The following is a 26,559-nucleotide window of genomic DNA, read 5'->3' as shown; positions in this document are numbered from 1 at the left end:
CAAGGTTAATAAGACGAATATGGCCTATTATCACCGCCATAGACCGTAACTGACAACCGCCAACCCTGCTGGAGACCTTCGTGCTTGATAGCCACCTGCATCCGCGCCTTAAACCCCTGCTTAACGCTGTCGCCGGCGCCCTTGACCGCCCCGGCATCTCACCGGACGGGCTGACGCTGGTTGGTTTTGCCATCGGCGTGCTGGCTCTGCCCTTTCTGGCGCTGGGGTGGTATGGCGCGGCGCTGGCGGCCATTCTCCTTAACCGCCTGCTGGATGGCCTGGACGGCGCTCTGGCGCGGCGGCGCGGGCTCACGGACGCGGGCGGCTTTCTCGATATTGCGCTGGATTTTCTCTTTTACGCCCTGGTGCCGTTCGGCTTTATTCTGGCGGATCCGCTGAACAATGCCCTGGCGGGCGGCTGGCTGCTGTTTGCCTTTATCGGCACCGGCAGCAGCTTTCTCGCTTTTGCCGCCCTGGCGGCCAGGCACCAGATCGCCAATCCCGGCTACGCCCATAAATCGCTGTACTATCTCGGGGGACTGACGGAGGGGACGGAGACCATCCTGTTGTTTGTCCTCGGCTGCCTGTTTCCGGCGCATTTCGCCTGGCTGGCGTGGCTGTTTGGCGCGCTGTGCTGGCTGACGACGGCGACGCGCATCTGCAGTGGCTACCAGACCTTAAAGCGGGTAACGACCACAGCGTAAACGGGGTATCGCGCGTCGCCGACAAAGGGCGACGCGCTGAGGCGGGGCGAGTTACTGACTGCTTTCCGGGCCGCGCTCTCCGCGGGCCACCGGATTGTGCGGGTTGCTGCTCCATTCGTACCAGCCGCCGTCGTACACCGCGACGTGCGGCCAGCCCATGGCGCGGGCATACATAAAGGTTTCCGAGGCCCGCCAGCCGGTCCCGCAATAGAACGCCACTTGCTGGCTTGGCAGAATGTTCCACTGGCGCCACAGGGTAGCGATATCGTCAGCGCTGCGCATGGTGCCGTCCGGGTTATGGAAATCCTCCATGTGCGTGGAGTCGCTCCCGGCGTGGCCCCAGCGGGCGCCAGCGATGTCGCCCTTCGGCTTGATATAGCTGTAGCCGCTGGTGGTGCCGATAAACTCCGGCCACGAGCGGACGCTGACCAGCGAGGCGTCCTGACGATGCAGCAGCCCGCGGGCTTGTTCGGTATCCAGCATCAGCTGCGGCTGGCCGGGGATCGGCGCGCCGAAATCAGGCGCCGGCTGCTGCGCCGGCGGCATACCGCGCTCTACCGGCAGCCCGGCGTCGGACCAGGTCTGCCAGCCGCCGTCAAGCAGGCGCACGTCTTTGACCCCGGCGTACAGCATGATCTGCGCCACCCGCGTTGCGGCGTAGACGTCGCGACCATAGAGGATCACCGTGGTGTCATGCCGGATGCCGTGCTTCGCCAGCATCGCCTTCAGCTGCGCGTCGGACACTTTATTCCACAGCGGTTCGCTCTCCACCTCATTGGTATCGATATAGCCCGCGCCAGGGATATGGCTCAGCAGATAGAGCTTCGGCGCTCCCCAGGCGGCTTCAAACACTTTCCAGTCGCCTGCCGGGGCGGCGGCGACCGCTTTCCCTTGCTGTAGGTCGTGCAGCCACTGGGGGTAGACCAGCTGTTCAAAGTGCGGCAGCTTTTGCAGACGGTCGGTCTGGCTCAGCGCATCGCTCAGGGTGCTGAGCCGGGTGAAACCCGTTTGTTTCAGCCGCGCCGCGACGCTGACGTTATCCTCCGGGCTGCCGTACAGCGCGATGGGGGTATCGGACTGGAGCTGGTGCTGCTTAGCCCAGGCGCGGAGCTGATCGTCGCTCATGGCGCCGAGCCAGCGGGCGGAAAGATTGAGGGCCTGCGGCTCATGGCCTTCCGGGCCGTTGGCGCGCTGCGGCCAGCCGTTGTAATAAGCGCTCAGCCGGGTGTCGATGGCCACGCCGTGCTGCTGTTGCAGGTGGGAGAGAGTGAGCGCTGGCATGGTTTCAGCGGCGCAGGTAGTGGAAGCAGCAAGCCCCATGAGCAGGGCGAGTGCGGTCAATTGAGAAACACGTTTCATCGAAATGCCCGACGGTAAAAAGTGGAGGGCGTATTCTCCACTCGCCAGGCGCCGATTTCTTTGCGGTAACGCAGGTTTGCACGCTATTGTCCTTCATTGCCAGCGCTCCATCGCCAGGCAGCGCCCCGTCGGCGGGCAGTCCTCGCGATCGTGGGTCACCAGGATCGCCGGAATGGCCTGGCGGGCCAGTTCTTCAAAGACCCAGCGGCGGAACCCGGCGCGCAGGCTGGCATCCAGGCGGCTGAAGGGCTCATCAAGCAGCAGCGCCTCGGGGCGCGCCAGCAGGGCGCGCAGCAGGCTCACCCGCGCCCGCTGCCCGCCGGAGAGCGTGGCCGGATCGCGCGGGGCGAAGCCCGCCAGCCCGGCGCGGCTAAGCGCTTCCTCCACCGCGGTTTTTCGCGCCTCGCCGCGCACGTTCTCCGGCAGCGCCAGCTGTAAATTTTGCCCGACGCTGAAATGGTCGAACAGTAACGGGTCCTGAAACAGAATGCCGATGCGCCGATGCTCTGTCGGCAGCGTATCGCAACGCCGTTCGTTGAGCCACAGCTCGCCTCGGGCGCGAAAATCGCCGGACAGGGCGCCAATCATCCAGGCAAACAGCGTTGATTTCCCGCTACCGGAGGGGCCCATCAGCGTCAGCACCTCCCCCGGGGCTACCGAAAAGGCGACCTCCCGCAGCAGCGGCTGGCGTCTCACGCTCAGGGTCAGATGGTTTACGGTTAGCACTAGCGAAGTCCTCGTCGATAGCGGCCTGCCAGCCAGGCCAGCAGAGCCGTCAGGGTAAAGCATACCGCCGGCAGCAGTAATTGCCACAGCGCCTGAGCGGCGAGCGTCTGCGCCTCGCCGCCGCTGCTGAGCGCCACCGCCTGGCTGGTGAGCGTCGGAATTCGGCCAGCCCCCAGCCATAGCGTTGGCAGATACTGCGCGATGCTCACTGAGAAGCCCACCGCCAGGGCGGTCAGCAGTGGGCGAGTTAGCGAAGGCAGGGTCAGCAACCAGAAAATACGCGTGGATCCCCAGCCGAGCGTGCGGGCGACAACCGTCAGCCGCGGATCGCGCTGGCGCCAGGCCGGGCGCAAAATAAACAGCATCCAGGGCACCACCCACAGCAGATGGCCCCACAGGACGGTCCACCAGTCACCGTCAAGCCAGGCATACAGCGCCAACCGGTACTGGCCGTCGGCCAGCGGCAGGGCCGGCAGGACCAGCGGTAGCCAGACCCAGCCATCGCCTCGCGCCGGGCCGCAGGCCAGCCACAGCAGGCAGACAGCCGCGCCGAGGGCGCAGGCCGCCAGCGCCAGCCCAAGGCTGTTGCCGAGGGCATCCATCTGCGGCGGCGCCGAGCGCGCCAGCCCCGCCAGCAATAGCGCGCCCAGCAGACCGCTCAGCGGCAGCAGCGCCGCCAGCAGGCGGCCGGGCAGGGCATGAGGATGCGGGTGACGAACACCGTGCAGATCGGGCTGGTACTGGCGCTGTAGCCGCCATCCGCTCCAGGCGACTAGCGCCAGCCCGCCGAGGCTCGCCATCAGCAGCAGGCTGGCCAGCGCCCCTTTGGCCTGCTGCAGCTCATCGCCCTGGCTTAACCATTGCCACGCCAGCACGGCGAGGGTGGGCGGATTGCCGGGCCCCAGCACCAGGGCGACGTCTACCGCCGACAGGCTCCAGGCGGTGGTGGCCAGCAGCACCATGCCGAGGGCGGGCAGCAGGGCGGGCAGCACCAGCCAACGCAGGCACTGCCAGCGGCCGTAGCCGAGGCTCTTCAGGGCGGTCGCCTGGTCGGCGAGGCGTTTCTCTCCCAGCAGGCCATAGATCACCCACAGTACAAAGGCGCTCTCTTTCAGGGCCATCGTCAGGCCAAGCCCGATGCCGTACCGGTCAACCGGCGGCGTCAGAAACGGCAACTGCTGCCAGAGCCAGCCCCCTTCGGCGAACAGCAGCAGCGCCGCCGTCGCCAGGGCGAGATGGGGCACCGCCAGCAGCAGCGGCAGACGGGAAGCCAGCCGCCGCCAGCGGGCCGAAGGCCAGAGGGCGGCGACGATGGTCAGGGCGATCAGCAGCGCGCCGCCGACGGACAACAGCGTCGAGACGAGCGTGGCGGCCAGCGCCTGGCCCAGCTGCGGGTCGGCGAACAGCGCCCTCCAGTGGGCCGGGGAGCGCGCAGCGCCCACCAGTTCCCCGGCGGCGGGGAGCAACGGCAGATAGATCGCCGCCATCGTCCCCCAGGCCAGCAGGATCAGTGGGTACCGTAGCGGCGCAGCCATTCCTGCTCCAGCGCGTCAACCCATGCCGCGTGCGGCTCGGCAAGCACCGGCGGTAGATTCTGCGGCAGGGCTGCCGCCAGCGCCTGACGCTGGCCGTCAGGCAGACGCTGCGGGTCCAGTACGCTCGGATCGCCCCAGACGGCGGCATCGGCCTTGCGCAGCTGCGCTTCAGGCGAGAGCAGGAAATTGACCACCACTTTGGCTCCAGCGACGGCGCGGGCGTTAGCCGGGATGGTAACGAAATGGACGTTGCCGAGGGTCCCCGCGGTAAAGCCGAAGCTGTAGCTGTCCGTCGGTAATTCGCCGCTGGCGGCTTTCTGCCGGGCGTGCAGCGGGTTAAACGTGAGTGATAAGCGGAGGGTGCCATTGTTGAGCATGGTATCCATCCGTGCCGGCGACGCCGGGAAATCCTTGCCCGCCCGCCACAGGGCCGGGTGCAGCGCATCGAGATAGCGCCACAGCGGGGCCGTGACCGCCGCAAAGGTCGCCGGCTGCGGCGGCTGGCGCAGGGCGGCCGGCTGGTCGGTGAGCGCGATCAGCAGTTGCTCCAGCAGGGCGGTACCGGTGAAGTCCGGCGGCCGCGGGTAGGTTACGCTGCCCGGATGGGCTCTGGCGAAGGCCAGCAACGCCTGCGGGCTGGTGGGCGGCTGCGGCGTTTGTCCGCGGCGGGCGATAAACGTCAGCTGGGCGCTGCCCCACGGCGACTCCGCGCCCTCGGTAGCGACTGAAAAATCTTCCCGTACCGGCTTTTGCAGATCGACATAGCGCCAGTTGGGCAGCGATTCGGCCCAACCGGTGAGCAGCAGGTTGGCCTGTTTAAGCGTGCGAAAGTTTTCGCCGTTGATCCACAGCAGATCCACTGACCCGCCCTGGCGACGACCGGCCTGCGCCTCGGTCTGGATGCGTTTCACTGCGTCGGCGGCGTCGGCGACAGGCACAATACGCAGGTCGATTGCGTAATAGCGTTTGACCTCTTCGCTGACCCACGCCAGATAGCGATTGACGGCCGGATCGCCGCCCCAGGCGTTAAACCAGACGGTCTGTCCGCGGGCTTCCGTCTGAATCTGCCGCCAGCTGTCGTCGGCATTAACCGCCAGCGGCCAGAGCAGCAGCAGGCACAGACAGAGGCTGTAATCACGCAAACGGCGCATCGTTACTCCTTATTCTGCGAGGAAGAGGTGGGTATCTGGCACAACCCCTGAGCCGGGATCGCCATCGCGGCATTGAACCGCGCTGATAAATTTTGCAGGCCGATCAGGGCGGTCAGCTCGGTGAGCGCCCGGGCGTCAAAATGCGCGGCCATCGCGCTACGCAGGGCATCATCCACCGCCGGCGGCGTCTGGGTGGCGGCTTCGGCATAGGCCAGCGCCAGGCGCTCTTTTTCGCTGAACAGCGTACTGCTGCGCCAGTCGGCGACCGCCAGCAGCTTGTCCTGGCTCCCGCTCCGCGCCGCGAGGGTCATGCTGGTGATATCGATACAGAATTCGCAGTGGCACAGCTGGGCGATGCGGGCGCTGACCAGCGAGCGCAGCACCGGATCCAGCGGCGAGCGGCGGCGTTCAATATAGCCCACGAACAGCGAAACCAGGTAAAACAGCCACGGGATCCGACCCCACCAGCGAATGGGGCTCAGCACCTGGCCGTAATGCCGGCGGTGCAGCCAGGCCTGCGGACGAAGGATCAGGGGGACAGAATCCAGCGGGGGTAAGCTCATGGCGACGATCTCTTATGACGTTCACGGTAAATATTTTTGGCGATAGAGATGACCACCGCCAGGGCAAAAAGCAGCGAAAGCCCGGTGACCAGCCAGAAGGTGCCCCCGGTGAGCAGACTCCCGGCCCAGGAATAAACGATAGTCGCCGGGAGCTGGCCCACGCCGGTGGCCAGCATAAAGGGCCAGAAGCGCAGCGAGGTTAGTCCGGCGGCATAGCTGACCGGGTCAAACGGGACAAACGGCAGCAGGCGGCAGACCAGGATCGTCTGCGGGCCAAAGCGGGTGAAATAGCCGTCGGCACTGCGCAGCACCGCGCGGCCGGTGAGTTTCTCCACCACTTCGCGCCCCAGCGCTCTGGCGATGCAGAAGCAAAGCCCTGCCCCAGCCATGGCGCTGAACCACGACAGCGCCCCGCCCCAGAAGGCGCCGAACAGGGCGGCGTTCGCCAGGGTAATCAGGAAAGCCGGCAGCGGAGCGACGATCGCCTGGAGGATCATCAGCGCAAATGAGACCAGCGCGGCCTGCGGCCCCCAGGCGGCGATATACCCTCTGACCTGCTGAGGATCCAGGGAGGCTAACGCCGTCAGACTCTGCTGCAGAAAGGTACGCCCGCCAGGGAACCACAGCCAGGCGGCCAGAGCGGCGGCGACCACGACGGCAAGGGCCAGCCGGGCGCGGCGCAGGTGACGGCGATCAGGTTGGGTCATGGCGCACCTCCTCACTGCACGCCGCCACGCGACGGGCGCGGGCAAACCGTTTACCTATCTGCACCAGGGCAAACAGCAGCCCGCCGGCGAGGCTCAGTTTGAGCGCGAAGGCGAGGGTCACCCCCTCGCGGGCCAGTTCGCTGGCCATCACCGAATAGATGACCAGACCCGGCAGGGTGGTCACGGCCGAGATCAGGGTAAAGGGCCAGAAGCGGATCGCCGTCAGGCCGTAGGCGTAATTCTGAATGTTGTAGGGAAAGAGCGGCACCAGGCGGGTGAGGATCAGGAAATCGCAGCCGCTGCGGGCGATACCGCGCTCAATCGCCTGAAAGACGGTGGTATGGCCCACATAGCGCTGCAGCAGATCGCGCCCAAGCCAGCGGGCGATTAAAAACGACAGCGAAGAGGCGAGGGTGGCGGCGGCAAACGAGAGCAAGGAGCCTGTTAGCGGGCCGAAGAGCATCCCGCCGGCGATCACCAGCAGGCTGCCGGGGATCAGACACAGGGTGGCAATGATAAACAGCGCAGCATAGACCAGATATCCCCAGGCGCCCTGATGGCGGAGGGTGTCCTGAAGCAGATGCAGGTGAGTCAGCAGATCGTGGAGACCGACGCGGTGGCTGATAACGGCCAGCGTGGCCACCAGCGCGAGAAGTCCCAGCCCTTTACCAATGGCCGGATGACGGCTTCTTTTGCATGAGAGGTGCTCCTGTACAGTCTGGACGCAGTGGACATCAAAAAGTGCGCGCGACAGTATCCTGTTCCGACGACCGTCACAATGGTTTACCGTCGCTTTGTTGATTTTGCTCAGGAAATTCTGCCCCCCGCACAGCGGGAGGCGAGAGAAGGGCGTGAATTATGGCCGGAAGGTGGCCCACACCGGCGCGTGGTCGGACGGTTTTTCCATCCCGCGGATCTCGTAATCGATCCCGGTTTCCACGCAGCGCTGCGCCAGAGGCTGGCTGGCCAGCAGCAGATCGATGCGCAGCCCACGGTTATCGTCGAAGCCTTTGGAGCGGTAATCAAACCACGAGAAATGCTCATGATTGTCGGGGTTAGCCTGACGCCAGGTATCCACCAGGCCCCAGCCCAGCAGGCGGTCCATCCATTCCCGTTCTTCCGGCAGGAAGGAACATTTGCCGGTGCGCAGCCAGCGTTTGCGGTTCTCTTCACCGATACCGATGTCCAGATCGGTAGGACTGATGTTCATATCGCCCATGATCAGCACCGGATTCTCTTTGTTGAGTTCGGTCTCCAGATAGTTCTGCAGATTCTGATAGAACGCCGCTTTGGCCGGGAATTTGGTTTCATGATCGCGGCTTTCACCCTGCGGGAAATAGCCGTTAATCACTGTGACGTTGCCGAAGGGCGACGGGATCTCCGCCATAATGATGCGGCGCTGAGCCTCTTCGCCATCGTCCGGGAAACCGCGGCGGACGGCAATCGGCGTCTCTTTGGTCAGCAGCGCGACGCCATAATGGCCTTTCTGCCCGTGATAAAAGACGTTATAGCCGAGCCTGGCGACCTCTTCGAGAGGGAACATGTCGTCGTGAACTTTGGTTTCCTGCAGGCCAATCACGTCCGGCTGGTGTTTTTCGACGATGGCGGCCAGTTGGTGTGGGCGGGCACGCAGGCCGTTGATATTAAAAGAGACGAATTTCATAGTCGCTGCCACTGTGCAAGGTGAATAGTGCAGGGATGGTAGCAGAAATTCGCCAGGCTGGCTGCCACCGGATGCGTCATTCTGCCAATCGCTGCGCATGAGCGTGCCGTGGGTGCCCCTTTTGCGGGCATGCCGCGCCAAAAAAGGGCAAATAGCTACGATAAATTTCGCAGAGGATCACAATTACAGAATTATATCTTACCGTTGCATAATTTATCTTCTTTAATCACTGTTTATCCCCCTTTGTCGGATACTTATTCACTAAATATGCATTTTAAGTGAATAGCGTTCGGCTGTAACTCATTGATTCTGCGTTATCTCATCCGATTTATGCATTTTTATCGCTGGCTGGCACGAACCGTGCAATCTACATTTACAGCGTAATAACTCATATTTATTAACATTATTGCTACTTTTAATTTACCGGAAGAGGTCGATATGTCTCAGTCAATTACGCGTAACCACTTTGATGAATGGATGATGCCGGTCTACGCGCCAGCGGCGTTTATTCCGGTGCGGGGCGCCGGGTCACGGCTGTGGGATCAGCAGGGCAAAGAGTATATCGATTTTGCCGGCGGCATCGCCGTGAACGCGCTGGGGCATGCCCATCCGCGTCTGGTGCAAGCCCTGACCGACCAGGCCGGCAAGTTCTGGCATACCGGCAACGGCTACACCAATGAGCCGATCCTGCGTCTGGCCAAAATGCTTATCGATGCTACCTTCGCCGACCGGGTCTTCTTCTGTAATTCCGGCGCCGAGGCCAATGAGGCAGCGCTCAAGCTGGCGCGTAAATATGCCCACGATCGCTTTGGCAGCGAGAAAAGTGGCATCGTCGCCTTTCAGAACGCTTTCCACGGGCGGACGCTGTTCACCGTCTCGGCGGGCGGTCAGCCGGCCTATTCCCGGGATTTCGCCCCGCTGCCGCCGCAGATCCAGCATGCCGTATTTAACGATCTCGAGTCGGCAAAGGCCTTAATCAATGACCAGACCTGCGCGGTGATCGTCGAGCCGGTGCAGGGCGAAGGGGGCGTGGTGCCGGCCAGCGTCGAGTTTTTACGCGGCCTGCGTCAGCTTTGCGACCAGCACAACGCCCTGCTGATTTTCGATGAAGTGCAGACCGGGGTCGGGCGCACCGGCGAGCTGTATGCCTATATGCACTACGGCGTGACGCCCGATGTGCTGACCACCGCCAAAGCGCTGGGCGGTGGTTTCCCTATCGGCGCGCTGCTGGCGACAGAGGCCTGCGCCAGCGTGATGACCGTCGGCACCCACGGCACCACCTACGGCGGTAACCCGCTGGCCGGGGCGGTGGCCGGCGAACTGCTGTCGATCGTCAACACCCCGGAAGTGCTCTCCGGCGTCAGACAGCGCCATCAGTGGTTTTGTGAACGCCTGCAGGCAATTAACGCCCGCTATGGCCTGTTCAAGGAGATCCGCGGCCTGGGACTGCTGCTCGGCTGCGTGCTAAACGACGCCTGGGCCGGGAAGGCGAAAACCCTCAGCAACCTGGCGGCGGAAGAGGGGGTGATGATTCTGATCGCCGGCGCCAACGTGGTGCGTTTCGCGCCGGCGCTGAACGTCAGTGAAGAAGAGGTGAACAGCGGGCTGGATCGCGTCGAGCGGGCCTGCGCGCGTTTCGTGGCAGGAGTCTCATCATGATGGTTATTCGACCGGTGGAGCCGGGCGATTTGCCCGGGCTGCTGAAGCTGGCAGCGGAGACCGGCGGCGGGCTGACCTCGCTGCCGGTGGATGAAGCGACCCTCGCAGCGCGGATCGCCCGCTCGCAGCAGACCTGGCGCGGCGAGCTACCGAAAAGCGAGCAGGGCTATGTCTTTGTGCTGGAGGAGAGCGAAAGCGGCGCGGTGGTGGGCATCTGCGCGATCGAGGTGGCGGTGGGGCTCAACGATCCCTGGTATAACTACCGGGTCGGCACCCAGGTCCATGCCTCGAAGGAGCTCAACGTCTATCAGGCGTTGCCGACGCTGTTTCTCAGCAACGATCATACCGGCAGCAGCGAGCTGTGTACCCTGTTCCTCGACCCGCAGTGGCGCAAAGAGGGCAATGGCTATCTGCTGTCGAAATCACGCTTCTTATTTATGGCCGCCTTTCGCGAGCGCTTCAATGAGAAGGTGGTCGCCGAGATGCGCGGGGTGATTGACGAGCAGGGCTACTCGCCGTTCTGGGAGAGCCTGGGCAAACGCTTTTTCGCCATGGAGTTTTCCCGTGCCGACTACCTGTGCGGCACCGGACAGAAGGCTTTCATTGCCGCCCTGATGCCCAAGCATCCGCTGTATATCGATTTCCTTTCCCCTGAGGCACAGGCGGTGATCGGCAAGGTTCATCCGCAGACCGCCCCGGCCCGGACGGTGCTGGAGAAAGAGGGGTTCCGCTACCTGAACTACATCGATATTTTCGACGGCGGCCCGACTCTGGAGTGCGACATCGACCGGGTGCGGGCGATCCGCAAAAGCCGTCTGGTGACCACCGAGGCCGGCGAAACCCCGCCCGGTGACTGGCCGCTGTGCCTGGTGGCGAATGAACAGTATCACCAGTTCCGCGCTCTGCTGGTGCATGCCGATCCGGATGGCGAGACGCTGACCCTCAGCGCCCGCGAACTGGATATGCTGAAGTGTCATGCTGGCGACCAGGTGCGCATGGTGCGCCTGATCCCTGAGGAGAAAACTGCATGAGTCTGTGGATTAACGGCGAGTGGCGGCCCGGCCGTGGGCCAGGTTTCAGTAAACAGGATCCGGTTAACCTGAAGGTTGTCTGGCAGGGCGAGGCGGCGGATGCCGGGCAGGTTGCCGAGGCGGTGGCGGCTGCCCGCCAGGCGTTCCCGTCCTGGGCGCGGCTGCCGTTTGCCGCCCGTCAGGCGATCGTTGAAAAGTTTGCCGCTCTGCTGGAAGCCAGTAAAGCGGAGCTGACGGCGGTTATCGGCGCCGAGACCGGAAAGCCGCGCTGGGAGGCGGCCGGGGAAGTGACGGCGATGATCAACAAGGTGGCGATCTCGGTGAAGGCCTACCACGTCCGCACCGGCGAACAGCACAGCGACCTGCCCGACGGCGCCGCCACGCTGCGTCACCGGCCGCACGGCGTACTGGCGGTGTTTGGCCCCTATAACTTTCCCGGCCATCTGCCGAACGGGCACATCGTGCCGGCGCTGCTGGCGGGCAATACCGTGGTCTTTAAACCCAGCGAACTCACCCCGCGCAGCGGCGAAGCGGTGGTGAAACTATGGCAGCAGGCCGGCCTGCCCGCCGGGGTGCTCAACCTGGTGCAGGGCGGTCGGGAAACCGGCGAGGCGCTCAGCGGCCAGGCGGATATCGACGGACTGCTGTTTACCGGCAGCTCAACCACCGGTTTTCATCTGCATCGCCAGCTGGCCGGGCAACCGCAGAAGATCCTCGCGCTGGAGATGGGCGGCAATAACCCGCTGATCGTCGACGATCCGCGGGACGTGGATGCCGCGGTGCATCTGACCATCCAGTCCGCCTTTATTACCGCTGGCCAGCGCTGCACCTGCGCCCGGCGTCTGCTGGTCCGACGCGGAGAGGCGGGCGATGCCTTCCTCTCCCGGCTGGTGACGGTGAGCCAACGGCTGATCCCGGCGGCGTGGGACGCCGAGCCGCAGCCGTTTCTCGGCGGGCTTATCTCTGAACAAGCCGCGCAGAAAGTGCATCAGGCCTGGCTGCAGCGGGTCGCCGCTGGCGCGGTCACCCTGCTGGAGCCGCGGTTATTGCAGGCCGGGACGTCGCTGCTAACGCCGGGGATTGTCGACATGAGCGACGTGGCCAATGTCGAGGATGAAGAGGTGTTTGGCCCGCTGCTTGGGGTCTGGCGCTACGACACGTTCGAGGAGGCGATTGCCTTAGCCAACGCTACCCGCTTCGGCCTCTCCTGTGGGTTAATCTCCCCGGAACGGGAGAAGTTCGATCGACTGCTGCTCGAGGCGCGGGCAGGGATAGTTAACTGGAACAAACCGCTGACCGGGGCGGCGAGTACCGCGCCGTTCGGCGGCACCGGGGCGTCCGGTAACCATCGTCCGGGGGCCTGGTATGCCGCCGATTATTGCGCCTGGCCGATGGCCAGCCTTGAATCGCCGACCCTGACGCTGCCCGCCAGCCTGAGCCCGGGGCTCGACTTTCTGGCCGGGGAGGCGTCATGACCGCCCGCGAAGTCAACTTTGACGGTCTGCCCGGGCTGACCCATCACTACGCCGGACTCTCCTTTGGCAATGAGGCTTCCACCCGGCATCGCTATCGGGTGTCTAACCCGCAGCTGGCGGCAAAGCAGGGGCTGAAAAAAATGAAAGCCCTCGCCGACGCTGGCTACCCGCAGGCGGTGATCCCGCCGCAGGAGCGTCCCAACGTGCCGCTTCTGCGCCAGCTGGGCTTTAGCGGCAGCGATGAGCAGGTGGTGGCCCGGGTGGCGCAGCAGGAGCCGGATCTGCTGTCGGCGGTGAGTTCGGCCTCGGCGATGTGGGTGGCGAACGCGGCGACGGTGTGTCCCTCCGCCGATTCGCTGGATGGCCTGGTGCATCTGACGGTGGCGAATCTGCAGGATAAATTCCACCGCGCCAGCGAAGCACCGACCACAGAGGCGCTGCTGCAGGCGATTTTCCCCGACCGCACGCGATTTGCTATCCACCCGGCGCTGCCCGCCTCGGCCTGGTTTGGCGACGAAGGGGCGGCGAACCATAATCGTCTCGGCGGCGAGTATGGCGCTCCCGGCGTCCAGCTCTTTGTCTATGGCCGCCGCCGGGGGAGCGAGGAGGCGCCGCGTCGCTATCCGGCGCGGCAAACCCTTGAGGCCAGCCAGGCGGTAGCGCGCCTCAATCAGGTCAATCCCCGCCAGCTGATCTTCGCCCGCCAGCATCCGGCGGCGATCGACACGGGGGTTTTTCATAACGACGTCATCGCGGTGAGCAACCGTCAGGTCCTGTTCTGCCATGAGCAGGCCTTTGCCGACCAGACCGCGCTTCTCCAGCAGCTGGCGCAGCGGGTGCCGGGTTTTACGCCGCTGGTGGTTCCCGCCAGCCGGGTCTCGGTGGCAGAGGCGGTTGCCACCTATCTGTTCAACAGCCAGCTGGTGAGCCGGGCGGATGGCAGCATGGCGCTTATCCTGCCTCAGGAAGCGCAGGAGCATGCCGGCGTCTGGGAATATCTCAATGAGCTGCTGGCCGGGGATAACCCTATCGCCGACCTGCGGGTGTTCGATCTGCGCGAGAGCATGGCCAACGGCGGCGGTCCGGCGTGCCTGCGCCTGCGGGTGGTGTTGACGGCCGAGGAGTATCAGGCGGTCAATCCGCACGTCCTGATGAACGATACGCTGTTTGCCACCCTCAATGACTGGGTGGATCGCTACTATCGCGATCGTCTCACCCAGGCCGACCTCGCCGACCCGCAGCTGCTGCGGGAAGGGCGCGACGCGCTGGATCGGTTGACCCAGATCCTGCAGCTCGGTTCGGTTTATCCATTTCAGCAATAAGGGGGCGCGGTGGAACACTTTCTGGCATTAACTCTTGCGGGGCGTTTGCCCCACCATTTTCACGGCGAGACGGCGCACTTTCGCTGGCACTGGTTGGGAGAGGGGATCCTTGAGCTGACGCCGCATGCGCGCTGCGAGCGCGGGCTGGTACTCTCCTGCGCCATTCATGGCAACGAAACGGCGCCGGTGGAGATCGTCGACCGGCTGGTGCAGCGACTGGTCCGGGAGGCGCTCCCGCTGCGCTGGCGGCTGCTGGTGATCGTCGGCAACCCACCAGCGCTGCGGGCGAATAAGCGCTATCTGCACAGCGATATGAACCGCATGTTTGGCGAGCGCTGGCGGCAGTTTCCGCTCAGTGAGGAGACGCAGCGGGCGCAGCGGCTGGAGCAGGCGGTGGCCCGCTTTTATCGCGACCACGATGGCCCGCGCTGGCACCTCGATCTGCATACCGCGATCCGCGGGTCGCTACATCCGCGCTTCGGCGTGCTCCCGGCCCGCGATACGCCGTGGGAGGAGGATTTTCTTCACTGGCTGGGCGGCGCCGGGCTGGAGGCGCTGGTGTTTCATCGCCAGCCCGGCGGGACCTTCACCCACTTCAGCTGCGAACGGTTCGCGGCGCTGGCCTGCACCCTTGAGCTGGGCAAAGCGCTGCCGTTGGGGGAAAACGATCTGACGCAGTTTGCCGCCGTCCAGCGGGCGCTTTCCCGGCTGCTGGTGGGGGATCTGGCCATTGCCGACGCCCCAGCGCCGCTGCGCTACCGGGTGGTACAGCAGCTAACCCGCCATAGCGATGATTTCCGCTTGCATATGGCGGATCAGACGCTGAACTTCACCCCCTTCGAACCCGGCACGCTGCTGGCGGAGGAGGGCGAGACGCGGTATGTGGTGGGGCCTGAGACGGAGTATGTTCTGTTTCCTAACCCGACGGTGGCGAAAGGACTGCGCGCCGGCCTGATGCTGGAGAAATTATCCTGAGGGCAAGCCGTCCGCCGGGCGGCCTGCTTTATTTCGCGCGTCTTTTTTCGCCATCTTATTTTTTCGTGCCCCAGTGTAAATTTGCAGATTATTCCTGGTAAAATGCTTTGTTTTTAATCTCCCCTCCTTTATACTCTCCATAATTTCTCTGCAAAACAGTAAGTTATTTATTTTTTATTGCAATTCTTCGGCTAAATTCCTTATTTTCTCCATAATTGGCGAGAAACTGTTTTTTACACTTTCATTGTTTTACTCTTGCTCTGACTAATTGACGATTAACGTCGTAAAGTTAATCTCGTCAACACGGCAACGCGCCGTAAGAATAACGTAAAGTAAGGATTGAATGATGAAGAAACTCACTGCACTGTTTGTTGCCTCTACTCTGGCTCTGGGCGCGGCTAACCTGGCACACGCCGCCGATACCACCACCGCGCCGAGCGACAGCAAGCCGATGATGATGCATCATAAAGGCGGCCCGGGTCAGCATGACATGATGTTTAAAGGCCTGAACCTGACCGATGCTCAGAAGCAGCAGATCCGCGACATCATGAAGAGCCAGCGCGAAAATATGAAACGTCCGTCCCTTGAAGAACGCCGCGCGATGCACGAGCTGATCGCCAGCGACACCTTCGATAAGGCGAAGGCGGAAGCGCAGATCGATAAGATGGAAGCGCAGCATAAAGCGATGGCGCTGTCCCGCCTGGAAACGCAGAACAAGATCTACAACATTCTGACCCCAGAGCAGAAAAAACAGTTCAATGCTAATTTTGAGAAGCATCTGACAGAACGCAACGCGCCGGCAGGTAAAATGCCTGCACCTGCTGAATAATGTAGCGCACTGAATCAAGACCGCCGGTCTTGCCCAATAATGCCATCAGGCGTTGGGCAGGGCCGGCGGTTTTTTATTGGTGGCTTCTCAGCCAAGCGGATGCAGCGGATAGTCTCCGCTGAGCAAAGGCTTACAGAGGATCTTGTAACCATCCTGGTCAAATCCGGCGGGCAGACGGGTCAACTCCGCTGCCTGGTCGAGCGATTCAACGGCGCCCAGCCACAGCCAGTTATGAATGACGTGATACTGCGTCATGTCCGGGCCGCGCTCCTCCAGCGCCACAGGCCCCGCCCACGGCCAGCACACCAGCTGCAGTCTGCTCATCTGCGCCAGCAGGCGCTCTCTGTGCGCCTCCACGCTCTCCTTTCCACAGCAGGCCCCGGCGCAGCGGCCCAGCGCGGAGCGAAAGCAGGCGCGGCCGCGGCTGAGTGGTTCCAGACCAAGCAGGCCATAACAGAGGCGCTGTTCGTCAGCGAGGCTCTGCAGCATCTGCAGCGCCGCTCGCCGGTTGGCGAACAGGCCATAGAGATGCTGCTGGTGCGAGAAATCAACCTCACGGGCATAGACAATCTGCGGCCGGTCGTCCGCAAGTAGCCAGGCGCAGAGCTGCTTGTTACGCCGTAGCCGCTTGTTAAACAGCGGCTGCTGCTCTTTAATCAACCGCGCCTCCAGCAGCAGCGCTCCCAGCTCGCCAGCGGTGCGCTGCCAGGTGATACGCCGCGACTGACGCAGCATCGCGGCCTCTTCAGGGGTGCGCAGGTGGGATAACACCCGGCTGCGGAGGTTGACGCTCTTACCGATATAGAGCGGCATCGTGTCGCTGTCGCCGTAAAACTGATAGACGCCCGGCAGCTTCGGCAGCGCCTCCAGCCACGGGCGAAGATGTTCGGGATATTCATAGATCGCCGCCGCCTCAAACTCGAGACGCGGGGCTGATTGCTTTCTGGCCACAATAACTCCTGGTACTGTCTATCTATCCAGTATAGCAGGCCATTTTTGCGGCGAAAAGGACAAAAAATAACCCCGGCGCAGGCCGGGGCGGGGGGAGAGACTATTTTTTCCAGAAATCGTCAAAGACGGTGATCGGCGGCCGACGCTTGTGTTCGGTTTTCAGATACCAGCCCTCGATCGTTTTGGCAATGCTCGGGTCCAGCGTTTTGCCTTCCAGATAATCGTCGATGTTCTCGTAGGTGACACCCAGGGCCACTTCATCCGGCAGGGAGGGGCGATCGTCTTCCAGGTCGGCGGTGGGCAGCTTCTTATACAGATGTTCCGGGCAGCCGAGATGGGCCAGCAGCTGTTTGCCCTGACGTTTGTTCAGGCGGAAAATTGGGTTGATGTCGGTGCCGCCGTCGCCATATTTGGTGAAAAAGCCGGTAATCGCTTCCGCCGCATGGTCGGTACCGACCACAACTCCTTTGGTCATTCCGGCGATGCTGTACTGGGCCTTCATTCGCTCACGGGCTTTTTCATTTCCGCGAACGAAGTCGCTCAGTTCGATGCCTGCTTCGCGCAGCGCCTGTTCGCTGGCCAGCACCGCAGCTTTAATATTGACTGTCAACACCCGGTCAGGCTGGATAAATGCGATGGCGTCCTGGCAGTCCTGCTCATCAGCCTGCACGCCATAGGGTAAACGGACGGCGATAAACTGCAGGCTACTGTCGCCGGTTTCGGCACGCAGTTCGTTAATCGCTATCTGGCACAGTTTTCCCGTCAGGGTGGAGTCCTGACCGCCGCTGATACCCAGCACCAGCGATTTAATAAACGGGTAGGTCTGCAGGTATGACTTCAGGAAATCGACGCTGCGGCGGATCTCGCCTGCGACATCAATCTGCGGCTTTGCGCCCAGCGCCTGAATAATCTCTTGTTGTAGCGTCATCGCGCCCTCCGAAAGTGAATCTGTTTGGCAAGCTGTTGGCTTAAAGCTACCTCTTTGCCGCTGAAACGACAAGGACCGGGGTTTTGACTGCCGGAAAAGAAGGCAATCAATGACATAGGTTTTCATTATAGATGCTGTACCGCGCATTGCGCCGCCGTCCGACTTCGGCAGAACACTCCTGTTTACGCAATAACATAACCTGACATGATTTCGCTGTTCGGCTTGAAAAATAACACTATTTATTCCAGGCTTATCGTTACACAGTAGAAAAGAGGAACCAAAATGAACAAAAGCTTAGCAGGAATACTGGGCGTCACCGTCGCGTTAACCTTACTGGCGGGCTGTACCGCTTACGATCGTACCAAAGACCAGTTTACCCAGCCGGTGGTGAAAGATGTGAAGAAAGGGATGTCGCGTCAGCAGGTGATGCAGATCGCCGGCAAACCTTCAACGGAAGTCACCATGGTCCATGCCCGCGGCACCTGCCAGACCTATATCCTCGGTCAACGAGATGGTAAAGTTGAAACCTACTTTGTGGCCCTCGACGAAACGGGTCACGTCATGAACTCCGGCTACCAGACCTGCGCCGAGTATGATACCGACCCGCGCAACGCCAGGTAAGCTTCCTACTGTTTACTGACTTCTACGTAAGCCCGACCACTGGTCGGGCTTTTTTGTGAGTCATGATGCTTATTTAATTGCGCGAATTATTTGGATGAAAATGTGAGGGTAGTCAAAACCGGAGGTCAATGAGAGACAATTCTGTTCAACAGCGAATTATCCTGGCGGCTCAGCTTGCCGTATACTCAACTCATAAACAGAATTAACCGGATGTTACCAGTCTTACCGGCTCTCAGCGGTTACTGAAGGCCCTGGTCTCACACATTGAGGAAGCGTTCATGGAAAAGAAACACATTTATCTCTTCTGCTCGGCAGGCATGTCCACGTCACTGCTGGTCTCCAAAATGCGGGCGCAGGCGGAAAAATATGAAGTCCCTGTCATTATTGAAGCCTATCCCGAAACCCTCGCGGGCGAAAAAGGGCCGGAAGCCGACGTAGTATTATTAGGGCCACAAATTGCGTATATGTTACCGGAAATTCAGCGCCTGCTGCCGAATAAACCGGTTGAAGTTATCGACTCCCTTCTCTATGGCAAAGTTGATGGTTTAGGGGTATTGAAAGCCGCCGTCGCGGCTATTAAGAAAGCTGCAGCACAATAATTTTAACTTTTAAAACTCGATGTATTTTGACGCCTGGCGGCTGCCTGTTGCCGGACGTCAAAAAATAATGAGTTTATTTTCCCGTCAAAGAGTAATTTCATACATCATCGCCGTAATAGTTTATTGCGGCTTTTAAGGGTATTGACTATGAGTAAAGTGATCGATTCGCTTGAAAAGGTACTCCTTCCTTTTGCAGTGAAAATAGGAAAGCAGCCGCATATTAATGCAATAAAAAATGGATTTATTAAATTAATGCCGTTGACCCTCGCCGGGGCCATGTTTGTGTTAATTAACAACGTTTTTCTGAGCTTCGGCGAAGGCTCTTTCTTTTATTCCATGGGCATTCGCCTGGATGCCTCCACCATTGAAACCTTAAACGGCTTTAAGGCTATCGGCGGAAACGTCTATAACGGCACCCTCGGGATTATGTCGCTAATGGCGCCGTTCTTTATCGGCTCCGCGCTGGCGGAAGAGCGCAAAGTTGACCCGATGGCAGCTGGCCTGCTGGCGGTGGCGGCCTTCATGACCGTGACCCCGTATAGCGTGGGCGAAGCCTATGCGGTGGGCGCCAACTGGTTGGGCGGGCAGAACATCATCTCCGGGATGATTATCGGTCTGGTCGTTGCGGAACTGTTCACCTTCGTGATCCGTCGCAACTGGGTGATTAGACTGCCGGACAGCGTGCCGGGGTCGGTATCACGCTCTTTCTCAGCGCTGATCCCGGGCTTCTTGATCCTCTCCATCTTCGGCATTATTTCGTGGGCCCTGGCGAGCTATGGCAGCAACTTCCACCAGATCATCATGGACTCTATCTCGACGCCGCTGGCGGCGATGGGCAGCGTGGTTGGCTGGGCATACGTTATCTTTAACTCTCTGCTGTGGTTCTTCGGTGTGCACGGTTCTCTGGCGCTTACCGCCCTGGATAACGGCATCATGACGCCGTGGGCGCTGGAAAACATCGCGCTGTACAACCAGTACGGCTCTGTTGATGCGGCCATCGAAGCGGGCAAACAGTTCCACTTCTGGGCTAAGCCGATGCTCGACTCCTACATCCTGCTGGGTGGCTCCGGGGCGACGCTGGGTCTGATTATCGCCATCTTTATCGCTTCTCGCCGCGCTGACCATCGTCAGGTTGCCAAGCTGGCGCTGCCGTCAGGCATCTTCCAGATTAACGAACCGATTCTGTTTGGTCTGCCGATCATCATGAACCCGGTGATGTTCATCCCGTTCGTGCTGGTTCAGCCGATTCTGGCGGCCATTACGCTGGCGGCCTACAGCCTGGGGATTATCCCACCGGTGACCAACCTGGCGCCGTGGACTATGCCGACCGGTTTGGGAGCGTTCTTTAACAGTAACGGCAGCGTTGCCGCCCTGCTGGTGGCCCTGTTCAACCTTGGCGTCGCTACCCTGGTCTACCTGCCGTTTGTGGTGCTGTCGAATAAAGCACAGACCGTTATCGAGCAGGAAGAGAGCGAAGAAGACATCGCTAACGCACTGAAATTCTGATACCGCGCGGTACGGGCAGCGTCCCGTACCGCCTGATAAATGAGGGAAATATTATGTTTGATCTGGACAACATCGACGCGGTAGAGACCCCGGAAAATGACCTCGAAGAGGTAGTGATGGGGCTGATTATCAACTCCGGACAAGCCCGCAGCCTGGCCTATGCCGCGCTGAAGCAGGCGAAGCAGGGCGACTTTGCCGCAGCGAAAGCGATGATGGAGCAGTCGCGCCAGGCGCTGAGCGAGGCGCATCGCGTGCAGACCCAGCTTATCGAAAGCGACGAGGGCGAAGGGAAAATGAAGGTCAGCCTGGTGCTGGTGCATGCCCAGGACCATCTGATGACCTCCATGCTGGCTCGTGAGCTGGTGGCCGAATTGATTGAGCTGCACGAGAAGGTACAATAGGCCATCGCGACGATGAGGCAGCCCAGAATGATGACCACCGAGATCAGTACCGCCAGAGAACAACAGCTGTTCAACGGGAAGAACTTTCATGTGGTCATCTATAACAAAACGGAAAGCGTGAGCGGGCTTCACCAGCATGATTACTACGAATTTACCGTGGTGTTAACCGGGCGCTATTACCAGGAGATCAATGGCAAACGGGTGCTGCTGGAGCGCGGGGATTTCGTCTTTATCCCGATGGGCTCGCACCACCAGAGCTTTTACGAGTTCGGGGCGACGCGCATCCTTAACGTCGGCATCAGCAGACGCTTCTTTGAGAAACACTACCTGCCGCTGCTGCCGTTTGGTCTGGTGGCTTCGCAAGTCTACGCCGTGCAGAGCGCTTTTCTCGGCTACGTTGAGTCGGTCATCGCCTCACTCAATTTTCGCGAAACGGAATTTGACGAATTTATCGAGCTGGTCTCCTTTTATGTCATTAACCGTTTACGCCACTATCGTGAAGAGCCGGTTGCCGACGTGACGCCGCAATGGTTAAAAAATACCGTGGAAGCCATGCATGATAAGCTGAAATTCGGTGAAGGCGCTCTTGAAAATATGGTTCGCTTATCCGGAAAAACGCAGGAATATTTAACCCGGGCGACCCAGCGCTATTATGGTAAAACGCCGATGCAGATAATTAATGATATCCGTATCAACTTTGCCAAAAAACAGCTGGAAATTACCAATTATTCGGTGACGGATATTGCGTATGAATCAGGTTACAGCAGCCCGAGCTTGTTTATTAAAACCTTTAAAAAACTGACGTCGTTTACGCCGAGCAGTTATCGCAAACATTTGACCAGTATTAATTAAACCCGCGCGGCGTTCGCCGCCAGGTTTATACCGAAAATCATTCAAGTTAACTGTCCGCATTGTTGCGGAGAGCGGCCTGCGTCCAGGCGCAGCGCCTAAGGGAGAAAAAGATGAGCCAGAAATTAAAAGTAGTCACTATTGGCGGCGGCAGCAGCTATACCCCGGAATTACTGGAAGGATTTCTGAAACGTTATCATGAACTGCCGGTAAGCGAACTGTGGTTGGTAGACGTCGAAGAGGGCCAGGAGAAGCTCGATATTATCCACGCGCTGTGCCAGCGGATGGTGGAAAAAGCCGGCGTGCCGATGAAAGTCTATAAAACGCTGGATCGCCGCGCAGCGCTGCAGGGCGCAGATTTCGTCACCACCCAGCTGCGCGTGGGCCAGCTGAAGGCGCGTGAAAAAGATGAGCGCATCCCGCTGAGTCACGGCTACCTGGGTCAGGAGACCAACGGGGCGGGCGGGTTGTTTAAAGGACTGCGCACCATCCCGGTGATTTTCGATATCGTGAAAGATGTGCAGGAAATTTGCCCCGACGCATGGATCATCAACTTCACCAACCCGGCGGGCATGGTCACCGAGGCGGTCTATCGCCACACCAATTTCAAACGCTTTATCGGCGTGTGCAACATTCCTATCGGCATGAAGATGTTCATCACCGACGTGCTGCAGCTGAGCCCGAGCGATGAGCTGAATATCGACCTGTTTGGTCTGAACCACCTGGTGTTCGTCCGCGACGTGCTGGTTAACGGCGTCTCGCGCTTCGATGAACTGCTGGACGGCGTGGCCTCCGGCCGTCTGACCGCGAACTCGGTGAAAAACATCTTCGACCTGCCGTTTAGCGAAGGGCTGATCCGCTCCCTGCGCCTGATCCCATGCTCTTACCTGCTCTACTACTTTAAGCCAAAAGAGATGCTGGCGATTGAGATGGGCGAGTACTACAAAGGCGGTGCGCGCGCCCAGGTGGTGCAGAAGGTGGAGAAACAGCTGTTCGAGCTGTATAAAAACCCGGATCTTAACGTTAAGCCGAAGGAGCTGGAGCAGCGCGGCGGGGCCTATTACTCTGATGCCGCTTGCGAAGTAATCAATGCCATCTATAACGACAAGCAGACTGAGCACTATGTGAATATCCCGCATCATGGCCATGTCGATAATATCCCGGCGGACTGGGCGGTAGAGATGAGCTGCACCTTAGGCCGCGACGGCGCGAAGCCGACGCCGCGCATTACTCATTTCGATGAGAAGGTGTTAGGGCTTATCTACACCATCAAGGGGTTCGAAGTGGCGGCCAGCCAGGCGGCGATCAGCGGTGAGCTGAACGATGTCCTGTTGGCGCTGAACTTAAGCCCGCTGATCCATTCCGATCGTGACGCCGAACAGCTGGCGCGGGAGATGATTCTGGCGCATGAAAAATGGCTGCCGAACTTTGCGGCGACGATCGAAAAACTAAAATCGTAACGGGAGTAGCAAATGGAACGCGTATTGATCGTCAATGCCGACGACTTCGGCCTCAGTAAAGGGCAGAACTACGGCATTATCGAGGCCTGTCGCAACGGCGTGGTGACATCGACCACCGCGCTGGTCAACGGCGCGGCCATTGACCACGCCGCCCAGCTGAGCCGCAGTACTCCGGAGCTGGCGGTCGGTATGCACTTTGTGCTGACGCTGGGCGAGCCGCTGTCGGCCATGCCGGGATTAACCCGCGATGGCCGGCTGGGCAAATGGATCTGGCAGCAGGCGGAAGAAGATAGCCTGCCGCTGGAAGAGATCGCCCACGAGCTGGCGTGTCAGTACCGTCGTTTTGTCGAACTCTTCGGCCATGAGCCGACGCATATCGACAGCCATCACCATGTGCATATGTTCGCCCAGATTTATCCCATCGTCGCGGCCTTTGCCCGCGAGAAGGGCATTGCGTTACGCATTGACCGCCAGGTGGCGGCGCAGAGTGAGCTCGACCAGCAGGCGGCGCGCAGCAGCGCCGGCTTCAGCAGCGAGTTTTACGGCGAAGCGGTCTCTGAGGAACTGTTTCTGCAGACGCTGGATGCCTCCATCGCCCGCGGGGAGCGCTCCCTGGAGGTGATGTGTCATCCGGCTTATGTCGATCGGATCATTATGGGCAGCGCCTACTGCTATCCGCGACTGGATGAGCTTGATGTGCTGACATCTGCCTCGCTGAAAGCGGCGGTGGCCGACCGGGGTTATCGTCTGGGAACCTACCGCGACGTGTAAGCCCGACGGGGGAAAGGGAAAGTGAATCAAGCCCGGCACAGCGTGCCGGGCTTTTTACTACGCCGGAATAGCGGCGATTTTCGGGCTTCTCGACCACACGCGGTGGGCCGTCATCAGGGCGAGCAGTTTGTCCGCCGCTGGCGTGTCGAGCGCATCGGTGACGATGACCCCCTCTTCACCCTGGGTCGGAACATGCAGAACGGACGTCAGCTGCCGCGCATCCCCTGCCAGCAGGATCGGCTTCAGATGTTTATAGGCTTCCAGCAGGTAATAGCGCGCGTCACCGCTCTGACTCAGGGCGCTGAGGTCGCCGCCGGGCACCACCACCGCATCCACCGTCAGCGAAGGGGAACCGGCGAAGGTGCCGGCGATCGGCAGCGGAGAACCATCGTCGGCAATGACTTCGCCCATTCGCGAGTAGAGCAGCTTGCTGTGCACGCCCTGGGCCTGCAGCGCCTGCAGGAGCTGAACCAGATCCTGCGCTGAGGTGCGTTCGTTGAGCAGGACTGCCACCACGCGACCTTTCACATCTCCTTCGGCGTCGGCGTAGAGGCTGAGGCTGGGGTCTTTCTCCACGCCGTTGACCGGGGCGGGCAGGGTAATGTTGCGCTGATCGTCGCTCAGTTCGATCCCTAAGTTCGCCCCAACCGCTTCCGCAAGCTTAGTATCAATGTGGGCCAGATGATCGACCACCCGCTCGCGGATCCAGGTGCGGACCACTTTGCTGAGTTCGAAGCTGAAACCATCGATAATATGCTGCTGTTCAATCGGCGTCTGGCTCAGCCAGAACAGACGCGGCTGGGCGTAATATTCGCCGAACGAAGGGCTGCGCTGGCGGATTTTTTCGCCGTCGACGCGCTCGGCGAGGGACTCAAAGCCACCGCGTTTGGCGGCAGGCGGCGTCTCGCGCGGCCAGTTGTCGTTAATCGAGTTGGGCTCGTAGTTGGCCGGATTGGTGTCAATGTCCATCCGGTGCATCCCGTCACGCTGGAAATTATGATACGGGCAGGTCGGACGGTTGATGGGGATTTCATGGAAGTTCGGCCCACCCAGGCGGCTAATTTGCGTATCGGTGTAAGAGAAGAGACGCCCCTGCAGCAGCGGATCGTTGCTGAAATCAATGCCCGGGACGATATGTCCGGGATGGAAGGCCGCCTGTTCATTTTCGGCAAAGAAGTTATCCGGGTTGCGGTTGAGGACCATTCTGCCAACCCGCTGCACCGGCACCAGCGCCTCGGGGATCAGCTTGGTGGGATCGAGCAGGTCGAAGTCAAAAGCAAATTCATTCTCTTCGGGGATCAATTGCAGGCCAAGCTCAAATTCCGGGTAGTCCCCGGCTTCGATGGCCTCCCATAGATCGCGGCGATGAAAATCGGGGTCGCGGCCGGTCAGCTTCTGCGCTTCATCCCACACCAGCGACGCCTTGCCGGCGACCGGTTTCCAGTGAAAGCGAACGAAGGTGGCTTTGCCCTCGGCATTAATCAGACGGAAGGTGTGGATCCCGAAGCCTTCCATGGTGCGATAGCTGCGCGGGATGCCGCGATCCGACATCGCCCACATCACGTTGTGCAGCGTTTCCGGCTGCAGGGAAACATAGTCCCAGAAAGTATCGTGGGCGCTCTGCCCTTGTGGGATGGCCCAGTGGGGTTCAGGCTTCACGGCGTGGACAAAGTCGGGGAACTTCATCGCGTCCTGGATGAAGAAGACCGGTGTGTTGTTGCCCACCAGGTCAAAAATCCCTTCGTCAGTGTAAAACTTGGTAGCGAAGCCGCGAATATCGCGGACGGTGTCCGCCGACCCCGCGCCGCCCTGCACGGTGGAAAAGCGTACAAACACCGGGGTGATTTTATCGGCTGACGAAAGAAAATCGGCTTTAGTCAACGCAGCCGGGCTTTTGTAGGGCTGGAAGTAGCCGTGGGCGGCAGAGCCGCGGGCATGAACGATACGCTCCGGAATACGCTCGTGGTCAAAGTGGGTGATCTTCTCCCGCAGGATAAAATCTTCCAGCAGCGTTGGGCCGCGGCTACCGGCGCGCAGCGAATTCTGATCGTCAGCAATGCGCACGCCCTGGTTGGTGGTCAGCGGAAAATCTTCCCCCCCTTTGCGTTGCGCTTCCAGGGAATCCAGTTTGCTGTTATGAGTATCGGGCGCTTTCAGGCTGCCTGGGGCGGTGGGTTCGACGCCCGGAGCGGTAGGTTTCGGCGTGGGGCGCCACTCCCGATCGTCCGGCGCCAGCGAATCGAGACCCGGCTGCGCTTCCTCGCTGTCGTGGACCGGTGCCTGCTGTTGGTGAGGGTTCGGGTGCTTATCAGACATTACTCGTCTCCTGCTTTCATTGCTAAAAGTGGTCGTTGATAGACCAAAACCCTTCTAACTATAGAACATTACGCTGTCTGCGCCCGGCGAGGGGGCAGGGAGTTATCCTAAAATGCGCATCGGCGGCGAAGGGGCGACGAACGGGGCCACAATCGGCTATGATAGAGGTTTCTGTTTCCCGCTATGTTTAGTGAATCCATTTGTTATGAAACCATTGCGCCAACAAAATCGCCCTGTCATTAGCTACGTGCCGCGCGTGGAGCCTGCGCCCCCGGAACATGCCGTGAAAATGGACCATTTTCGCGATGTCTGGATTTTGCGCGGGAAGTATGTCGCTTTTCTGCTGATGGGGGAGCATTTCCGTCGCTCACCGGCATTCAGCGTGCCGGAGTCGGCGCAGCGCTGGGCTAACCAGGTGCGTCAGGAAGGTGAGATTGAAGCCTGAGTCGGCTGCAGAA

Annotated in this window: 27 protein-coding genes; 16 read left to right on the top strand and 11 right to left on the bottom strand. The window is 60.6% G+C overall.

The genetic code is table 11. The annotated features are described in order from the left end of the window. Nucleotides 1-80: 80 nt before the first annotated feature. Nucleotides 81-704: a CDP-alcohol phosphatidyltransferase family protein gene (locus KB890_RS04275; RefSeq protein WP_002901398.1), complete on the top strand. Its 624-nt coding sequence runs from the start codon at nucleotides 81-83 to the stop codon at nucleotides 702-704. A gap of 51 nt (nucleotides 705-755) precedes the next feature. Here the strand turns inward: KB890_RS04275 and KB890_RS04270 are convergent, their stop codons facing one another. The 8 genes from KB890_RS04270 to xthA all read right to left on the bottom strand — a co-directional run bounded on the left by KB890_RS04270 (nucleotide 756) and on the right by xthA (nucleotide 8,408). Continuing rightward, nucleotides 756-2,063, bottom strand: a complete 1,308-nt coding sequence (locus KB890_RS04270; protein WP_004179401.1) for a sulfurtransferase — start codon at nucleotides 2,061-2,063, stop codon at nucleotides 756-758. A 93-nt stretch (nucleotides 2,064-2,156) separates the two neighbouring features. Continuing rightward, on the bottom strand, nucleotides 2,157-2,789 hold the full coding sequence (locus KB890_RS04265; protein WP_004176522.1) for an ATP-binding cassette domain-containing protein: 633 nt from the start codon (nucleotides 2,787-2,789) through the stop codon (nucleotides 2,157-2,159). After that, a complete protein-coding gene (locus KB890_RS04260) occupies nucleotides 2,789-4,324 on the bottom strand; it encodes an ABC transporter permease subunit (protein ID WP_004179403.1) in 1,536 nt (511 codons plus the stop codon). The genes KB890_RS04265 and KB890_RS04260 overlap by 1 nt, the downstream gene beginning before the upstream one ends. Next, nucleotides 4,297-5,475 (bottom strand): ABC transporter substrate-binding protein, encoded by a 1,179-nt coding sequence (locus KB890_RS04255; protein WP_020323770.1) that lies wholly within the window; start codon nucleotides 5,473-5,475, stop codon nucleotides 4,297-4,299. Before KB890_RS04255 ends, KB890_RS04260 begins: the two co-directional genes overlap by 28 nt. Before the next feature lie 2 nt (nucleotides 5,476-5,477). Then, entirely contained in the window at nucleotides 5,478-6,038 is a 561-nt protein-coding gene (locus KB890_RS04250) for a carboxymuconolactone decarboxylase family protein (protein ID WP_004176519.1), read from the bottom strand. Next, a complete protein-coding gene (locus KB890_RS04245; protein WP_004179407.1) occupies nucleotides 6,035-6,745 on the bottom strand; it encodes a TVP38/TMEM64 family protein in 711 nt (236 codons plus the stop codon). The genes KB890_RS04250 and KB890_RS04245 overlap by 4 nt, the downstream gene beginning before the upstream one ends. Beyond that, complete coding sequence (locus KB890_RS04240) at nucleotides 6,732-7,388, bottom strand: TVP38/TMEM64 family protein (protein WP_004140389.1); 657 nt, start codon at nucleotides 7,386-7,388, stop codon at nucleotides 6,732-6,734. The genes KB890_RS04245 and KB890_RS04240 overlap by 14 nt, the downstream gene beginning before the upstream one ends. 213 nt (nucleotides 7,389-7,601) lie before the next feature. Then, nucleotides 7,602-8,408, bottom strand: coding sequence for an exodeoxyribonuclease III (xthA, locus tag KB890_RS04235; RefSeq protein WP_002901486.1), 807 nt, complete (start codon nucleotides 8,406-8,408; stop codon nucleotides 7,602-7,604). Between the two features lie 438 nt (nucleotides 8,409-8,846). Between xthA and KB890_RS04230 the strand changes: the two genes are divergently transcribed. The 6 genes from KB890_RS04230 to spy all read left to right on the top strand — a co-directional run bounded on the left by KB890_RS04230 (nucleotide 8,847) and on the right by spy (nucleotide 15,699). Beyond that, nucleotides 8,847-10,067 (top strand): succinylornithine/acetylornithine transaminase, encoded by a 1,221-nt coding sequence (locus KB890_RS04230; protein ID WP_002901489.1) that lies wholly within the window; start codon nucleotides 8,847-8,849, stop codon nucleotides 10,065-10,067. Then, entirely contained in the window at nucleotides 10,064-11,098 is a 1,035-nt protein-coding gene (gene astA / locus KB890_RS04225) for an arginine N-succinyltransferase (RefSeq protein WP_004179410.1), read from the top strand. Before KB890_RS04230 ends, astA begins: the two co-directional genes overlap by 4 nt. Continuing rightward, a complete protein-coding gene (gene astD / locus KB890_RS04220) occupies nucleotides 11,095-12,573 on the top strand; it encodes a succinylglutamate-semialdehyde dehydrogenase (RefSeq protein WP_004151922.1) in 1,479 nt (492 codons plus the stop codon). Before astA ends, astD begins: the two co-directional genes overlap by 4 nt. Continuing rightward, nucleotides 12,570-13,895 (top strand): N-succinylarginine dihydrolase, encoded by a 1,326-nt coding sequence (gene astB, locus KB890_RS04215; RefSeq protein ID WP_004179412.1) that lies wholly within the window; start codon nucleotides 12,570-12,572, stop codon nucleotides 13,893-13,895. Before astD ends, astB begins: the two co-directional genes overlap by 4 nt. 9 nt (nucleotides 13,896-13,904) lie before the next feature. Then, complete coding sequence (gene astE, locus KB890_RS04210) at nucleotides 13,905-14,870, top strand: succinylglutamate desuccinylase (protein ID WP_004179413.1); 966 nt, start codon at nucleotides 13,905-13,907, stop codon at nucleotides 14,868-14,870. A gap of 343 nt (nucleotides 14,871-15,213) precedes the next feature. Continuing rightward, nucleotides 15,214-15,699 (top strand): ATP-independent periplasmic protein-refolding chaperone Spy, encoded by a 486-nt coding sequence (gene spy / locus KB890_RS04205; protein WP_020323768.1) that lies wholly within the window; start codon nucleotides 15,214-15,216, stop codon nucleotides 15,697-15,699. Nucleotides 15,700-15,786: 87 nt separating this feature from the next. Here the strand turns inward: spy and cho are convergent, their stop codons facing one another. Together cho and nadE are read right to left on the bottom strand one after the other, a co-directional pair. Continuing rightward, a complete protein-coding gene (gene cho / locus KB890_RS04200) occupies nucleotides 15,787-16,650 on the bottom strand; it encodes an excinuclease Cho (protein WP_004179417.1) in 864 nt (287 codons plus the stop codon). A 100-nt stretch (nucleotides 16,651-16,750) separates the two neighbouring features. Continuing rightward, entirely contained in the window at nucleotides 16,751-17,578 is an 828-nt protein-coding gene (gene nadE / locus KB890_RS04195; RefSeq protein WP_004151921.1) for an ammonia-dependent NAD(+) synthetase, read from the bottom strand. Between the two features lie 282 nt (nucleotides 17,579-17,860). On the opposite strand from nadE, the gene osmE reads away from it, so the two are divergent. From osmE to chbG, 8 genes are all read left to right on the top strand, one after another. Then, a complete protein-coding gene (osmE, locus tag KB890_RS04190) occupies nucleotides 17,861-18,199 on the top strand; it encodes an osmotically-inducible lipoprotein OsmE (protein WP_002901544.1) in 339 nt (112 codons plus the stop codon). 278 nt (nucleotides 18,200-18,477) lie between these two features. Further along, complete coding sequence (gene chbB, locus KB890_RS04185) at nucleotides 18,478-18,798, top strand: PTS N,N'-diacetylchitobiose transporter subunit IIB (RefSeq protein WP_002901547.1); 321 nt, start codon at nucleotides 18,478-18,480, stop codon at nucleotides 18,796-18,798. Between the two features lie 19 nt (nucleotides 18,799-18,817). Then, the gene (locus KB890_RS04180; RefSeq protein WP_014907779.1) at nucleotides 18,818-18,934 is read left to right on the top strand and encodes a hypothetical protein; all 117 of its coding nucleotides are present in this window, start codon (nucleotides 18,818-18,820) and stop codon (nucleotides 18,932-18,934) included. An 11-nt stretch (nucleotides 18,935-18,945) separates the two neighbouring features. Then, on the top strand, nucleotides 18,946-20,304 hold the full coding sequence (gene chbC, locus KB890_RS04175) for a PTS N,N'-diacetylchitobiose transporter subunit IIC (RefSeq protein ID WP_004148091.1): 1,359 nt from the start codon (nucleotides 18,946-18,948) through the stop codon (nucleotides 20,302-20,304). 53 nt (nucleotides 20,305-20,357) lie between these two features. After that, nucleotides 20,358-20,705 (top strand): PTS N,N'-diacetylchitobiose transporter subunit IIA, encoded by a 348-nt coding sequence (gene chbA, locus KB890_RS04170; protein WP_004179419.1) that lies wholly within the window; start codon nucleotides 20,358-20,360, stop codon nucleotides 20,703-20,705. 27 nt (nucleotides 20,706-20,732) lie between these two features. After that, the gene (gene chbR, locus KB890_RS04165; RefSeq protein ID WP_002901552.1) at nucleotides 20,733-21,557 is read left to right on the top strand and encodes a transcriptional regulator ChbR; all 825 of its coding nucleotides are present in this window, start codon (nucleotides 20,733-20,735) and stop codon (nucleotides 21,555-21,557) included. Between the two features lie 110 nt (nucleotides 21,558-21,667). After that, nucleotides 21,668-23,014, top strand: a complete 1,347-nt coding sequence (locus tag KB890_RS04160) for a 6-phospho-beta-glucosidase (protein WP_004148093.1) — start codon at nucleotides 21,668-21,670, stop codon at nucleotides 23,012-23,014. 12 nt (nucleotides 23,015-23,026) lie between these two features. Next, nucleotides 23,027-23,785, top strand: a complete 759-nt coding sequence (chbG, locus tag KB890_RS04155) for a chitin disaccharide deacetylase (RefSeq protein ID WP_004179430.1) — start codon at nucleotides 23,027-23,029, stop codon at nucleotides 23,783-23,785. Nucleotides 23,786-23,842: 57 nt separating this feature from the next. Here chbG and katE read toward each other — a convergent pair whose 3' ends face one another. Then, nucleotides 23,843-26,101: a catalase HPII gene (katE, locus tag KB890_RS04150; protein ID WP_020323769.1), complete on the bottom strand. Its 2,259-nt coding sequence runs from the start codon at nucleotides 26,099-26,101 to the stop codon at nucleotides 23,843-23,845. 190 nt (nucleotides 26,102-26,291) lie between these two features. Between katE and cedA the strand changes: the two genes are divergently transcribed. Then, nucleotides 26,292-26,546: a cell division activator CedA gene (cedA, locus tag KB890_RS04145; protein WP_008807754.1), complete on the top strand. Its 255-nt coding sequence runs from the start codon at nucleotides 26,292-26,294 to the stop codon at nucleotides 26,544-26,546. Nucleotides 26,547-26,559: the final 13 nt, after the last annotated feature.

The sequence above is a fragment of the Klebsiella sp. P1954 genome (genome assembly GCF_018199955.1).
Taxonomy (GTDB): domain Bacteria; phylum Pseudomonadota; class Gammaproteobacteria; order Enterobacterales; family Enterobacteriaceae; genus Klebsiella; species Klebsiella pneumoniae.
This window is presented reverse-complemented; position numbering and strand designations above follow the sequence as displayed.

Bases quoted from the DNA above. Each gene is read 5' to 3' on its own strand.
- KB890_RS04270 (WP_004179401.1), bottom strand. From the start codon at position 2,063: ATGAAACGTGTTTCTCAATTGACCGCACTCGCCCTGCTCATGGGGCTT.
- KB890_RS04260 (WP_004179403.1), bottom strand. From the start codon at position 4,324: ATGGCTGCGCCGCTACGGTACCCACTGATCCTGCTGGCCTGGGGGACG.
- KB890_RS04255 (WP_020323770.1), bottom strand. From the start codon at position 5,475: ATGCGCCGTTTGCGTGATTACAGCCTCTGTCTGTGCCTGCTGCTGCTC.
- KB890_RS04250 (WP_004176519.1), bottom strand. From the start codon at position 6,038: ATGAGCTTACCCCCGCTGGATTCTGTCCCCCTGATCCTTCGTCCGCAG.
- KB890_RS04245 (WP_004179407.1), bottom strand. From the start codon at position 6,745: ATGACCCAACCTGATCGCCGTCACCTGCGCCGCGCCCGGCTGGCCCTT.
- xthA (WP_002901486.1), bottom strand. From the start codon at position 8,408: ATGAAATTCGTCTCTTTTAATATCAACGGCCTGCGTGCCCGCCCACAC.
- KB890_RS04230 (WP_002901489.1), top strand. From the start codon at position 8,847: ATGTCTCAGTCAATTACGCGTAACCACTTTGATGAATGGATGATGCCG.
- astA (WP_004179410.1), top strand. From the start codon at position 10,064: ATGATGGTTATTCGACCGGTGGAGCCGGGCGATTTGCCCGGGCTGCTG.
- astD (WP_004151922.1), top strand. From the start codon at position 11,095: ATGAGTCTGTGGATTAACGGCGAGTGGCGGCCCGGCCGTGGGCCAGGT.
- astB (WP_004179412.1), top strand. From the start codon at position 12,570: ATGACCGCCCGCGAAGTCAACTTTGACGGTCTGCCCGGGCTGACCCAT.
- spy (WP_020323768.1), top strand. From the start codon at position 15,214: ATGATGAAGAAACTCACTGCACTGTTTGTTGCCTCTACTCTGGCTCTG.
- nadE (WP_004151921.1), bottom strand. From the start codon at position 17,578: ATGACGCTACAACAAGAGATTATTCAGGCGCTGGGCGCAAAGCCGCAG.
- osmE (WP_002901544.1), top strand. From the start codon at position 17,861: ATGAACAAAAGCTTAGCAGGAATACTGGGCGTCACCGTCGCGTTAACC.
- chbB (WP_002901547.1), top strand. From the start codon at position 18,478: ATGGAAAAGAAACACATTTATCTCTTCTGCTCGGCAGGCATGTCCACG.
- KB890_RS04180 (WP_014907779.1), top strand. From the start codon at position 18,818: ATGTATTTTGACGCCTGGCGGCTGCCTGTTGCCGGACGTCAAAAAATA.
- chbC (WP_004148091.1), top strand. From the start codon at position 18,946: ATGAGTAAAGTGATCGATTCGCTTGAAAAGGTACTCCTTCCTTTTGCA.
- chbA (WP_004179419.1), top strand. From the start codon at position 20,358: ATGTTTGATCTGGACAACATCGACGCGGTAGAGACCCCGGAAAATGAC.
- chbR (WP_002901552.1), top strand. From the start codon at position 20,733: ATGATGACCACCGAGATCAGTACCGCCAGAGAACAACAGCTGTTCAAC.
- KB890_RS04160 (WP_004148093.1), top strand. From the start codon at position 21,668: ATGAGCCAGAAATTAAAAGTAGTCACTATTGGCGGCGGCAGCAGCTAT.
- chbG (WP_004179430.1), top strand. From the start codon at position 23,027: ATGGAACGCGTATTGATCGTCAATGCCGACGACTTCGGCCTCAGTAAA.
- katE (WP_020323769.1), bottom strand. From the start codon at position 26,101: ATGTCTGATAAGCACCCGAACCCTCACCAACAGCAGGCACCGGTCCAC.